Annotated in this window: 10 protein-coding genes; 2 read left to right on the top strand and 8 right to left on the bottom strand. The window is 71.6% G+C overall.

The window, feature by feature from the left end:
* Window positions 1-31 precede the first annotated feature (31 nt).
* Window positions 32-910: a hypothetical protein gene (locus ACQPZF_RS23740; protein WP_433260289.1), complete on the bottom strand. Its 879-nt coding sequence runs from the start codon at window positions 908-910 to the stop codon at window positions 32-34.
* An 82-nt stretch (window positions 911-992) separates the two neighbouring features.
* Entirely contained in the window at window positions 993-2,636 is a 1,644-nt protein-coding gene (locus tag ACQPZF_RS23735) for a choice-of-anchor B family protein (protein WP_433260287.1), read from the bottom strand.
* Window positions 2,637-3,012: 376 nt separating this feature from the next.
* On the opposite strand from ACQPZF_RS23735, the gene ACQPZF_RS23730 reads away from it, so the two are divergent.
* Entirely contained in the window at window positions 3,013-3,984 is a 972-nt protein-coding gene (locus ACQPZF_RS23730; RefSeq protein ID WP_433260285.1) for a helix-turn-helix domain-containing protein, read from the top strand.
* Here the strand turns inward: ACQPZF_RS23730 and ACQPZF_RS23725 are convergent.
* From ACQPZF_RS23725 to ACQPZF_RS23705, 5 genes are all read right to left on the bottom strand, one after another.
* Window positions 3,930-4,769 (bottom strand): hypothetical protein, encoded by an 840-nt coding sequence (locus tag ACQPZF_RS23725; protein ID WP_433260283.1) that lies wholly within the window; start codon window positions 4,767-4,769, stop codon window positions 3,930-3,932. The genes ACQPZF_RS23730 and ACQPZF_RS23725 overlap by 55 nt on opposite strands.
* Window positions 4,766-5,443 carry a papain-like cysteine protease family protein gene (locus tag ACQPZF_RS23720; RefSeq protein WP_433260281.1) on the bottom strand — a complete coding sequence of 226 codons (678 nt, stop codon included), beginning with the start codon at window positions 5,441-5,443 and terminating at the stop codon, window positions 4,766-4,768. The genes ACQPZF_RS23725 and ACQPZF_RS23720 overlap by 4 nt, the downstream gene beginning before the upstream one ends.
* Before the next feature lie 311 nt (window positions 5,444-5,754).
* Window positions 5,755-8,778, bottom strand: coding sequence for an amidohydrolase family protein (locus ACQPZF_RS23715; protein ID WP_433260279.1), 3,024 nt, complete (start codon window positions 8,776-8,778; stop codon window positions 5,755-5,757).
* Window positions 8,779-8,796: 18 nt separating this feature from the next.
* Window positions 8,797-10,254 carry a glutamate--cysteine ligase gene (locus tag ACQPZF_RS23710; RefSeq protein WP_433260277.1) on the bottom strand — a complete coding sequence of 486 codons (1,458 nt, stop codon included), beginning with the start codon at window positions 10,252-10,254 and terminating at the stop codon, window positions 8,797-8,799.
* Window positions 10,255-10,261: 7 nt separating this feature from the next.
* Complete coding sequence (locus tag ACQPZF_RS23705; protein ID WP_433260275.1) at window positions 10,262-10,909, bottom strand: hypothetical protein; 648 nt, start codon at window positions 10,907-10,909, stop codon at window positions 10,262-10,264.
* A gap of 207 nt (window positions 10,910-11,116) precedes the next feature.
* Between ACQPZF_RS23705 and ACQPZF_RS23700 the strand changes: the two genes are divergently transcribed.
* Window positions 11,117-11,545, top strand: a complete 429-nt coding sequence (locus ACQPZF_RS23700; RefSeq protein ID WP_433260273.1) for a response regulator transcription factor — start codon at window positions 11,117-11,119, stop codon at window positions 11,543-11,545.
* 182 nt (window positions 11,546-11,727) lie between these two features.
* Here ACQPZF_RS23700 and ACQPZF_RS23695 read toward each other — a convergent pair whose 3' ends face one another.
* The gene (locus tag ACQPZF_RS23695) at window positions 11,728-12,918 is read right to left on the bottom strand and encodes a 4-hydroxybenzoate 3-monooxygenase (RefSeq protein WP_433260271.1); all 1,191 of its coding nucleotides are present in this window, start codon (window positions 12,916-12,918) and stop codon (window positions 11,728-11,730) included.
* Window positions 12,919-12,979: the final 61 nt, after the last annotated feature.

Raw genomic sequence — 12,979 nt, 5'->3', positions numbered from 1 at the left:
CACTCGCCTGTCATGGCCATCGACGCCGAGGTCAGGCCACGGCGACCGTGACGGCCGCGGTGTGCACCCGTCCGTCGTGCGAGAACTCCAGGAACAGCCGGTACTCGCCGCGGTCGGCGAACACCGCCTGGAAGGTCAGCTCGCCGTCGATCAACGGTGCGCCCAGCGGTTCGAGCGGGTGCAGGTGCGTGGCGGACAGCAGCATGGTGTGGAACCCGGTCATGTGCCCGTAAGCGCCCAGGTGCGGGTCGAGGTCGCGCACCGGTGCGCCGTCGGGTGCGCGGATGGCGAACCTCAGCGCCTGTGGCCGCATCGGGGTGGGCTCGGTCGGCTCATCCGTCCGCACCACCGTGAACCCGGTGTCGGTCACGGTCTCCGCGCCGGGTGCGGGTACCGGCAGCAGTGTGGTGTCGCCGGGCACGCTGAACGGGACGCCGAGCACCACCGGGTGCCGGGGGTCCTTGGTGTCGCGTGGCACGAACTCGGCGAACATCCGGTAAGCGCCGCCGTCGGTCAACGCGAGCGCGGTGTGCCAGGTGTCGCCGACGAGCGTCGGGTGCACGTGCTGGAAGACGTGGAGGTCGTCGCGGACGGCGAAGAAGTGCATCTGCTTGGTCTGGTTGTCCAGGAAGTCGGTCTGCGCCCGCCCGTTGGGCCCGATGATCCGGAACGCGACCGGCACGGCGGGACCGCGGGTGTCCGGCACGGTGACCCGCTCGAACCGGTACCCGCTCTCGGTCTCCGACAAGCCGTCGCTGTGCGCGGCGGGCACCAGGTCCGCGGGAGCCGCCCGCTGGTGCGCCGAGTGCGCCGGGCCGGGCGTCGGGCGGAACAACGTCAGCGCCCCGGCCACCACGATCGCGACGGCCGCCACGACGAACACCCAGTCGGTGAACCGCAGACTGCGCATGGTCACTCCTCACCTCACCGCCGGCGGCGGACCGCGTGCGTGACGGGCGAGCGGCAGGGTCGCCCGTCACGTGGCTCCCACCTCAGAACTGGAGGCTCCAGGCGTCGACGTAACCGCTGTCGGAGGCGGCGACGTCCTGCACCTTCAGCTTCCACTCGCCGTTGGCCGCCTCGGCCGACGCGTTCACCGTGTAGGTGGTGAGCAGGTTGTCGGCGGAGTCCGCGCTGGAACCCTGTAACCGGAACACGGACCCGTTCGGGGCGACCAGTTCGATCACCAGGTCGCCGCGGTAGGTGTGCTTGATGTCGACGTTGACCTTCAACCCCGACGGCGCGTTGCCCGCCACGCCCGTCACGGTCACCGGCGACGTCACCGCGCCGCCGCCGTCCGGGATGGCGACGTCGGCCGTGTTCTCGAACTTCCCGCCGGGCTGGCTGCCGCCGAGGTTGGGCTTGACCACGACCAGGCCCTGCTCGATGCCGTTGACCAGCACGATGCCGCTGGCGAAGTACGGGTAGTTGCTCCACGCGCCGTTGAACCGCGCCGCGTCGCCGGCGGGGTAGATGTCGAAGTACCCGACCTCGGTGAGCTGCGCCGAAGAGACCTTGTCGACATCCAGGATGCGCAGGCCCGCCTGGTAGTTGGCCTGGTAGGAGTACCTGCCCTTGATGTACTGGTTGTGGTCGGTCGCGGTGGCCGGCGAGTTGTACGTGCCGGTGTGCACCGGGCTCGACAGGCGGGCCAGGTCCCAGATGTAGGTCTTGGTGCGCTTGTCCGAGTTCGCCTGCTCGTCCAACTCGTCGTCCAGCAGGAAGTACCGCTGGTCCTCGGTCAGCCACCCCTGGTGCGAGTACTGGTAGCCGGAGTAGCCCTTGCGCGAGATCTGCACCGGGTTGGCTTTGTTGGTCACGTCGACGATGGTCAGCGTGTCCTCGTTGGAGTTGAAGCAGATCTCCTTCCCGCGGTAGGTCGTGTCCGGGCCGCGGTAGATCACGCACTGGGTGTCGTGCGTGTAGCCGTCCTGGGACACGCACCCGGCCCTCTTCGGTGATTTGGGCGTCCGGATGTCGACCATGTGCGGTCCGCCGCTGCACGTGTTGGAGCCGATCGCGTAGGCGAATCCGGTCTCCTCGTTGATGGCGATGTTGTGCGCCGGGCCGAACTCCCGGTACAGCACGTCCGCGGTGAGCGTCTGGGGCGTGGTGATCGTGCGCAGCCGGGTCAGGTCGAACACCTGCATCCCGTGCCCGGTGATGAAGTCGGCCACGATGAAGGCGTGGTCCTTGTACACCTTCATGTCGCGCCAGTTGCTGCTGCCGCCGTTGGACGGCAGGTTGCCGAGGTACCGCGGCGAGGTGGGCGTGCTCACGTCGACGAACGCGGTGCCGTTGGTGCGGCCGACGATGGCGTACTCCTTGCCGGAGGACGGGTCGGTCCAGCCCCAGACGTCGTTGCCGTTGCCGCCGCCCATGCCCGACAGCGGCAGCACGCTGAGCAGGTCCACGTTCTTGCAGGGGTAGATGTCGGCCTTGCCGCCCACACAGGGCACGCCGGCGGCGGTGCCGACCACCGCGTGTCGTTCGGCCGGGCGGTGGTCGGCCATGAACGCGCGGGCCGCCGCCTGTCCTTCGGGTGTCTCGGGGTCGTGCGCGGACGCCGTCGTCATCGACAACGCGACCGCGGAGGCCGTGAGCACGGCCAGCCCCGTTATTCGCAGGGTTTTCATGGTGGTGTGCTCCTCACCGGAAAACCGGACCGCGACTGCGGGCCGGAAACAGGGTTTTTCCGATCGGTTCACACCACGATAGGAGAAGCAGTGGCCGGAAACTAACCTCCGATCGTCTGCTTCCGAGCGGTTTTCCACGTCGGCCCGGCTCGGCAACCCGCACTCGCTCCACTATGGACAGTCAATTGCCGATCGGGCCGACCGTCGGTCCGCCTGACCGTCTACAGAGGACCAACCGTCGCGGCGTCCGCCGGCTCGCTTGCGACAAACCCTCATGCGACTTTGGTAGGTTGGCCGGCCACCCGGTTCGTGCTTACCCTGAGTCAGGGCCGCTCACCGTACGAGGCCGCGATGACGCGGCAGCGTGAGGTAACGCATGCGTCCCGAGGTTCAGGTGCTCGCAGGTGCCCCACCCGCTCCCGTGCCGCCCGGTGATCTGGCCCAGGCGTTGCGCTACGGGCCGTTCGCCCGTGCGCTGGCGGCGGCCATCCGGCGGCGCGGGCTGTCGCTGTCCCGGTTGCGCGCCCACCTCAGATCCCACGACATCACGATCGCCCAGTCGACGCTGAGCTACTGGCAACGGGGGCTGCGGCACCCGGCGGTGCCGCGTGCGCTGGATGTCGTGCGGGCGTTGGAACGCGTGCTCCAGCTTCCGGAGGACAGCCTGGTGGTGCTGATCGGGCCGCACCAGCGCACCCTCGACCTCGACCGGCGGGTGCCGTCGATCCCGGAGCTGAGCCAGAGCTGGGCGCGCACCGGGGCGCTGCTGGCCGAGTTCGACGGGGTCTCCGGCAGTCCGTGCAACTCCGACCTCGACCTGGTCACCGTGTTCGACGAGGTGCGGTTGACGCCGGCCCGCGAGATCGCGGAGATCAGGTCGACCATGGCGGTGCGCGCGCGGCGGTCCGGGCCGGACGGGTTCGTGGTGACCCACCAGAGCGAGCCGGAGGCCGACATCGACACCTCGTGCGTCCGGGCCGGCGACGGGTGCCGGGTCGGCCGGGTGCGCAGGCAGCGGTCGTCGGCGGGGATGGTGTTCGAGCTCCTCTTCGACCGCAAGCTCGCCGAGGGGGACGTGCACGTCTTCGGCTTCACCCTGGTGTGCACCACGCCGGTGCCCGCACCGACGTACTACCGGGTGATCCGGGGCCGGATGCAGGCCTACCTGATCCGGCTCCACTTCGACCCGTCGATGCTGCCGGTCCGCTGCACCCGCGTGGAGCGGGCGCGGGAAGGCCTCGCGCCGACGGTCAGCGAGCCGCTGCTGTGCGGGCCGAACGGGTTCGCCTGCGCCTACTTCGAAGGGCTGGAGCCCTCGCTGGCCGGCGTCGACTTCCTCTGGGAGTAGCGGCTGCGCCGGAACAGCAGCGCCGCGACCGCCAGCACCCCGACCGCGCCGGCGACGGCAAGCCCGATCGCCGGCGCGGGCAGCCCCGTACCGGGTGGTGGTGGGGCGGGGTGCTGCTGGGTGGGGCCGATTCCGTTGTCCTTCTCGTGGGCGGAGCCCGGCAGCTTGTCCCCGTAGCGGGACCGGACCTGCTGCTGGTACTCCGCGAGCGGGACGAGCTTCCCTTCCGGTGACTGCGGAAGGCTCGCCTGCAACAGCACCACCCCGGCCGCGGTCAGCTCGTACCAGCCGTTGATCTGGGGTTCGTTGAGCAGCACCGAGCCGGGCCGCAGCCGTCGGCTCAGGGTCTCCTCGTCGTCGCCGGAGAACACGCTGCCGACCACCCACTCGCCGGCCGGGCCCTCCGGGCTGGCGCGCAGGGTGGCGCGCACCCCGTTGTCCGCGGTGGCGGTGACCGCGATGTACTGCAACACCCCGGCCGGCGCGCCGGGGACACCCCGGACGAAGTCGGGGTTGAGCACGTAGGCCGCCACGCCGTGGTCGGCGACCGCGACCGTGCTCGGCTCGATGCCGTGGACCTGCCGGAAATTGGTCTTCGCGAAGCTGATCGCCGCCGGCGTCCCCGCGGCTTCCAGGGCGGCGGCGAAGTCCGCCGGGGACGGCGGCGACACCACCTCGCGGGCCCTGGCCGAGGAGTTGGCGAACGCGGTTGCGAGCACGACGGCGAGGGCGACCGCGGTGGCGGGGAACAACTTCCGGCAGATCACGACCATGGCTCCGATCACGCCTTGGTGATGTTCACAATGGTGTCGTTCCAACGGAACCGGCTGTTGCTGCGGTACTGGGTGTAGTTCCACGTCTGGTACCGCTCGTAACTCGGCCACGGGTCGCCGACGAAGATCGTCTGGTTGGTCGAGTCGTAGCCGTAGATCACCTCCGCGTGCCCACCTCCGGAGGTCCAGTAGATGCCGGTGAGGTGCGGGATACCGGCGTCGATCTGCTGGGTGATCGAGGCGAAGCTGATCGACCCGCGGGCGTCCTGGGCGTTGAACCCGGTGCCGCGGAAGCCCCGCACGATCTCCGGGATCTGCGCCGCCTGGTTCGGGCAGTAGCCCGCTGAGGAGCCCTTGCCCGCGGCGCAGAACGCCTGCTGGCTGACCGTCACGCCCAGGGTCTGCTCGATGCTGGCGCCGGTCGCGGCCCAGCACCACTGGTTCTGCTGCTGCACCTGCTGGGTGTAGGTGAGCTTCTTCGTCGCCAGCGGCGTGACGTTCAGCGGTGCGTGCGCCGGCGTGATTTCCCTGACCTCGGTGTGCACCTCCGTCATGATCAATCCGTTGGGTGTGGTCTGGTCGGGGGCACCCGCCAGCGCCGGCGCGGGGAACGCGACCGCGGTGGCGAAGGCGGCCATGATGGCGGCCAGGCAGGGGAGGCCCCGTCGGATGGGTTTCCGATCCACGAGTGTTCTCCTTGCAGGGAGGGAACGAATAATGGCCGGTCGGCCGCGAGCGGACTGACTGGCTGAGCAACACCGTGCGCGCCCTTTCCGGCCCGGACAACGGCCGTTCGTTCTCCGGACGGCACGGTGTGATCGTTCACTGGTCGCCCGAGGGTCCGGAACGGGGCGATAACAGCTTTTCCGGTGCTTACCGGTCCGCCGGACCGCGTTGCGGCGGAGAACATTCACGGGCCGTTCACGCGATGTGAACGGCCCGGAGTCGCGCTGCCGGCGAGACGGGAAAACCGTCGGACGCGCCGTGGGGGAACAGTTCAGCCTCGGCGGACCACACCCGCCTGCATCACGAAGTCGACTTCGCCCATGACCGCGATGTCGGACGACGGATCGCCGGGGACGGCGACGAGATCCGCGACGGCCCCCGGCCGCACCCGGCCGAGGTCCGGCAGGCGCAGCAGGTCGGCCGCGGCGCCGGTGGCCGCGGTGAGCGCGCGCTCCGGGCTGATGCCGACCCGGGTCATCGCGGTGAACTCCCGCCACGTCTCGCGGTGCGGGACCATGCTCGCGTCGGTGCCGAAGACCAGGGTGACCGCGCTGTCGGCCAAGTGGCCCGCGGAGGTCCGCAGCGGCTCGGCGAGGTCGCGGAACTTGCTCCGGAGGAACGCGGGCTTGCTCTTCCAGAACTCGTCGTCGTCCAGCCGGTCGACGTGGTGGAACACGGCGTAGAGGGTGGGGACCAGGGGCACGCCCCGTTCGGCCAGCAGGGCGAACGTCTCGGCGCCCGCCAGGTTGCCGTGCTCGACCGAGCGCACACCGGCCCGCACGGACCGCCGCACGGCCTCGTCGTTGAACGCGTGCACGGCGCAGGGCAGGCCGAGGTCGGTCGCCGCGGCGACCAGCGCGTCGATCTCCCGCTGGGAGTAGGTCACGCCGGTGGGGTTGTCCACGGGGGAGCCGAACCCGCCGCTGGCGGCGAACTTGATCCAGTCCGCGCCCGCCCTCGCCTGCTCGCGGACCCGGTTGACCACCTCGTCCACCCCGTCGGCGAGAGTGCCGACCGGGATGCCGAACCGGACGGTGAGCGAGGGCTCCTTGTCGCCGTGGCCCCCGCTGGCGGAGAGGATGTTGGGCGCGACGATCAGCCGGGGCCCTTCGATGATCCCGGCGGCCAACGCGTCCCGCAGGTCGACGGTGCTGGGGTGGTCGCCGCTGCCGAGGTCGCGGACGGTGGTGAACCCGGCGGCCAGCAGGTCCCTCAGGTTGGGCAGCGCCCGCAGGAGCTGCCTGCCGATCGACGCGGTGTTCAGGCCCTCTTCGAGCACGTGCACGTGGCAGTCGATGAGCCCCGGCAGGATCGTGTGGTCCGGCAGGTCGACCACGTCGGCCCCGGACGGCGGTTCGACGTCGCCGCCCACCGCCTCGACGCGACCGTCCCGGACGAGCACCCTGGCCGCTCGACCCGACCGCATCCGCTCGCCGTCCCACAGCCGCGCGGCGGTCACGACCCGGTCGCCGCTGTCGTCGGGCTCGCGGACCTCCGTGACGGCGGGTGCGCGGTCCGGCTCCGGGTCGGGTGCCGGGCCGGGTGCCGAGTCGGGTGCGGAGCCGGGTGGTGCGACGGGTCGGTACAGGTGGTCGTCCCACACGTCACCGGGGCCGGGGTTGCCGGGCACGGTGTCGCCGCCGAGGCAGCGCAGCACACCCCAGGCGGCGTTGAGGCCGGAGGCCAGGGCGTGGTCGAGCCATCCGGATGACCACGAGGTGTCGTCGCCGGCCAGGAACAGCGGGTTCGGCGCTTCGCCGGGCACCGCGGGCGTGCCCGCGAAGTCCTTCATGAAGTGCGCGAACAGATCCCACTGGTAGGCGTGCTCGCCGGGCCGGGAGAAGCGGCACAGGCCGCGGAAGTTGCGCAGCAGCTCCCAGGAGATCGTGCACGTGCTGCCGGCGGCCACTTGGCGGCGCAGCTCGTCGGCCATCTCGGGGTGGATGTGCCCGAGTTCGCGGGTGAACATCGCCACCCGTTCGTCCAGTGTGGACGCTCCGACCTTCATGGCGTCCTCGGCCCAGGTGAAGCTCAGCACCAGCACCGCCCGCCTGCCGCCAGGCTCGGCCGGTTCGCCGTAGTCCAGCGTGTAGGCCGCCCGCGGCAGCCGGTCGGTGAGGGTGACGCCGTCCAGGCTGGTGCCCGTCCAGAACGGCGTCTCCGTCACCACCGCGGTCTTGGCGGACTGCCAGTAGCTCAGCCGGCGGATCGCGCGGCGCAGCTTGGCGCCGAACGGCGGCGCTCCGTCCGGACGGGCCGGGCGGATGTCGACGGTGGTCTCCAGCACGTGGAGCTGCGGGGTGAAGACGGCGGCCGGGAACCGCTCCGACCGCCCGTCCTCGCTGTGCACGACGACGCCCTCGTCGACGTTCTCGCCGACCTCCAGGGCGGTCACACCCGGCCGGGGCGCGCCGTCGTTGATCTCGGCGAGGCTGGTGAACCGGCCGTCCGGCGTGCTGGTGCGGTGCGTCCAGAACGCCTCGGCCACCGCGCTCAGCCCTTCCCGCAGGTGCAGGGTGCCGCCGCCCTCGGTGGCGAGCAGCAGCCGGAAGACCTCCAGCACGCCGAGGTCGTAGAAGCAGTCCCACGCGGCGGTGCCCACGCCCGCCGTGCCCAGCAGGCGCGCCTGGTCCCAGGTCAGGCCGGCGCCGCCGGGATCGCGCAGGAAGCGGTAGAAGCTCCACGACTCGAAGCGCGCCACCAGGCCGCTCCAGCGCGCGCGGATACCGGCCAGGTCCCGTGCCGCCACCGCCTGCCGGAGGTCGGTCAGGCCGACTCGTTCCAGCGCCGCCTGCCACCGCGTGTGGGCCTGCCGGAACAACTCGTCGTCCGGGTAGAGGTCGGTGATCTCGCGCACGGCGCGGGTGACGCCGTCGACGTCGAGCACCGTCCACGGGGTGGTGCCGGCGGCGTAGTCGTCCCGGAACGGCTGCCAGTGCAGGCCGAACAGGTCGGTGTACTGGCGCAGCAGCTTGGCCGACTCGGGCACCCGCATGCAGCCCAGCTCCACCACCGCGCTGTCCTGCGGCGCCATCCGCAGCGAGTGCATCCGCCCGCCGAGCCGTCTGCCGCCCGGCCCCGACGCCGCGGTCTCCGCCTCGTAGACGATCGGTCGGCAGCCGACGCGGAGCAGTTCGTAGGCGGCGGTCAGCCCGCTGCCGCCCGCACCGATCACCGCGACCGGCGTGCCCAGTGCCCGCGTGGGCAGACGGCCGACGCGCCGCCCGTCGGCGACGTAGGCGGCGTAGTCGAACGGGAAGTCGACCTGGAGGTCGGCGGGCGGTGGCTCGGTCACGGGTGCCTCCTCGACGCGTCAACAGGGGATGGGCCAGGTGTGCACCGGTTGGTCGAGCGCGCTGAGCGCGGTGTACCGCCGGACCAGGTCGCGCAGCGCCCGCGGTGCGGGCGAGCGTTCCCGCAGGGCTTCGAACGCCCGCTGCTGCCAGTGCGCGCCGGTGCGGCCGGTGGCGATCCGCTCGGCCACCACGGACAGCAGCCCGTCCGCCTCGTCCCGCTCGACGCCGAGCGCCGACAGCCCGTCCGCGGCCGACGGCAGCAACCGGCGTGCGAGGTCGGCGGCCGGGCACGGTCCGTCCTCGCCCGGCCAGCGCAGCCGGGCCGCCAGGCCGGTCGCCGCCGCCTGGTAGAAGTTCTGCCTGGCGGCGGCGAACGGGAACCCGGCGGTGCGCCCGCCGCCCGCGCGGACCAGGTGGGCGGTCAGGCCGAGCAGGAACGCGGTGTTGGCCGCCATGTCCAGCGGGGTGGGGCCGGAGGGCAGCGACCGCAGCTCCACCCGCAGGTGTCCGTCGCCCGTGGGGTCGTAGACCGGTCGGTTCCAGCTCCACACGGTGCTCTGGTGCAGCCGCAGCTCGGACAGCCGCGGCGTCCGGCCCGCACGCACGGCGGCCACCGGATCCTCTTCGGAAAGCACGGGAATGATGCTGTCGTGCGTGCGCACGAGGTCGGCGAAGACCTCTATCGCGCCGTCGCGCAGCCAGTCGGCGCCGAAGGACACCCGCGGCGTGGCACCCGCGGCGTGGTCGCCCATGCCCTGCTCGTAGAGCGCGATCCGGGTCTCCTGCCACAGCCTGCTGCCCAGCAGCAGCGGGGAGTTCCCGGCTGCGGCGAGCACCGGGCCGGTGGCGAGCTGCGCGGCGTTGTAGGTCGCCGTGAACTCGTCCGGCGGCACGACCAGGTGCACCTGCCAGGAGCAGCAGGCCGCCTGCACGGCGATCGAGTCGGCGTCGATCGCGCAGTGGTCGGGGCCGTCGATCGTGATCCGGAACGGCGAGGTCCTGCGCCTGACCAGTTCGCGGTCCAGCACGTGGTACCGGGGCGCGCGCGTGATGCTGCCCCGGTCGAGGTGCTCGCGGCGCAGCGTGGGCAGGATGCCGATCAGCACCGGAGCCGCCCCGAAGCGCCGGGACGCCTCCGACACCAGGCCCAGCACCTCGCGCGTCTCGGCCCGGACGGCGGTGAACGGGCGGCCCGCGACCTCCCTCGGCGTGAGGTTCACCTCCAGGTTGAACCGCCCGACCTCCAGCGCCACCCGGCCGTCCGCCGCGGCTTCGCGGACCGCCTCGTTGATCGGCGCGGGCGAGCCGTCGGCGACGAGGAACATCTCCAGCTCCGCGCCGACGGTGGTGGCGCGCCTGCCGAACCCCGGCCGCCGCAGCAGCGCGGCCAGCCCGTCGAGCGAGTCGTCCAGCCTGCGCCGGAACGCCGCGCGGTCGTCCTCGGAGAAGTGCTCGTCGGCGATCTGCTCGCCCATCGCGCGGTCAGCCGGCGGCGACGAAGTGCCAGAACCCGCGCAGCAGCGGCTCCATGGCCGGGGCGCTGCGGGTCACCCACTCCTCGCGCTCACCGGCGGCCAGGCCGAAGTCGACCACCTCCACCGCGCCGTCCGCGACCTCCGGTGGCAGTTCGGCGTAGTGCTGCACGTAGGCCTGCACCTCGGACGGGATGCCGGGGGCGCGCAGCGCGTCGGCCAGCGGCGCGCAGACCCCGCACCACAGCACGAAGTCGGTGCGCGCCAGCAGCGCGGCCTCACCCGCGCCCGCGTGCAGCGCCACCCACGAGATGAATTCGGTGAAGCGTTTCACCTGAGGCGATATCGGGGCCTGCCGCATGTCGTCGGCGGTCATCCCGACCGAACCCACCACATCCTGGACGAGGAATCGGCGGGCTTTCATCAACGTGTCGGCGATGAACACGAACAGACTGCCGGGAATTTCGTGGTGGAATCGCGCGACCAACGTCGAGTAGGTGGTGAACTCCGCCTCCTGTGCCTGGAATTCGGCCAGCAGAAGTCGTTTGAGCTGGCTCGTGTCGGCCTGTTCCGCCCTGGCCGCGGCCAGTAGCTCGTTGTTCTCCACGTGCTCCCGGAGTGGCACGGGGAATTCGTCCACGAGTTGGCTGCCGTTCACGCCCGAACTCCTTTCCGTATTTTCCGCTCACCCTATCCGGCTCGGCTGAATCGGGCATCGAACCTTTGGCCTACTACCGGGACGAGCCCGTCCGATGGGCTCGTACCAACCATTCAGCGTCTGTGGGTGACGTAGGGTAAATGGTAACGTCACGTTCCGTAGCGGCGACGCCCCGCCGCGATCCGACCACGACGCGGGACGGTCTGGATGCCACCACCAGCGGAGGACGACTTCCGTCGAGTCCTGACCAGAGCACTCGAACTGCAACGCCAGGCCTCCGAGGCGTGGACGCAGGTCCAACGGGTGATCGGCACGCAGCCGCCGACGTCCCGGTCGCGCCGGCGGCAGACCACGCCCCTGGTCCACCTGACACCGCGGGAGAGCCAGGTCATCACCCTGATGGTGACCGGTATGCCGAACCGGTCGATCGCCCGTCAGTTGCGGATCTCCGAGCGGACGGTCAAGTCCCACCTGCACAGCATCTTCGGCAAGCTGGGCGTGGCGACCCGCGGTGAGGCCGCCGCGTGCCTGCGTGGCGACGCCAACCCACCCGCGCCACAACCCACCACGTCACCGCTGCCGATGTGCCCGGCGTGCCCCGCGTCCCACGGCCGATCGGGCAACCGGTCCCGATGACCCGCACGGCACCGCTCGTCGACGCAGCCGCGTGCGGGCGGTGCGGGTCGTGGGTTCGGCGGAGTTCGTGGGCGGGTGGGTGTCAGGCCGTGCCGGCCGTCGGTTGCGCGAAGGCCCGCGAGCAGGCGGGTGTCAGGCCGTGCCGGCCGTCGGTTGCGCGAAAGTCCGCGAGCAGGCGGGTGTCAGGCCGTGCCGGCCATCAGTTCCGCGAAGGCCCGCGCGGCGGCGGGGGAGGTGAAGATCCGGTCGAGCCGTGACCGGGCCAGTTGCCACCGGAACGGGCCGGCGGTGGTTTCGTCCGCGCCGTGGAACACCACCTCGGTCAGCCACCGCGAGAACTCCTGGTCGTTCCACACCCTGCGCAGGCAGGTGGGGGAGTACCCGCGCAACAGGCCGTCGTCGCCGTCGTGCACCGCGGCGGACAGCGCTCGCGCCAGCACGTCCGCGTCGGCGATCGCCAGGTTCATGCCCTTGCCGCCCATCGGGGGCACGATGTGCGCCGCGTCCCCGACGAGGAAGAGCCTGCCGTGCGCCATCGGGTCGACCACGAAGCTGCGTGCGTCCACGACCGCCTTGTCCACGATCGCGCCGTCCGGCAGACCGTCGTCGGCCAGCCGCAACCGCAACTGCTGCCAGACCCGTTCGTCGGTCCAGGAAGCCAGGTCGTCGCCCGGTGGGCACTGGAGGTAGAACCGGCTCGCCTGCGGGCCGCGCCCGAAGTGCGCGGCGAACCCGTGCCGGCTCATGGCCAGCAGCGGGTGGCGCGGGGGCGGCGAGTCGGCCAGCACGGTGAACCAGCCGATGTCGTCGGCGTGCCGGTAGGTGGTGAGGGCTTCCGGCGGGACGACGGGCCGGCTGACGCCGTGGAACCCGTCGCACCCGGCGAGGTAGTCCGCGTCGAGCCGGTGTCGGACGCCGTCCGCGTCGCGGTACGTCACGTGGGGTCGGTCGCTCGTGACGTCGTGCAGCGCCACGTCGGCCGCCGTGAAACGGAGGTCCCCGCCGTCGTCGAGGAACGTCGAGACGAGCCGCCGCACCAGTAGCTGCTGGGGTATCAGCCGCCCGGCCCGCCCGTCGGTGTGCAGGTCGGCGTCGAACAGCCGGGGCACGCCGTCCACCCTGAATTCGAGCAATCCGGTCGGCGGCGCACCGGACAGCAGCCGGTCACCCAGACCGGACCGCAGGTAGACCTGTTCGGCGGCGAAGTCGAGCACCCCCGCCCGCTGGCGCCGCACCACGTGGTCACGGCTGTGCCGTTCGAGCACCACGCAGTCGATCCCGGCCTGGCGCAACAGGTTCGCGACCGTGAGCCCCGCGACTCCCGCGCCGACGACCACCACGGTCGTCGTTCCCCGATGTGCTTCGCCCACCATCGCCCCTCCCGAGCCTCGCACCGCCACGTTATGCCCGCACGGCCGATCCCGGTGCGCCTAT

Source organism: Actinosynnema sp. CS-041913 (assembly GCF_050942485.1).
In the GTDB taxonomy this organism is placed as follows: Bacteria; Actinomycetota; Actinomycetes; order Mycobacteriales; family Pseudonocardiaceae; genus Actinosynnema.
This window is presented reverse-complemented; position numbering and strand designations above follow the sequence as displayed.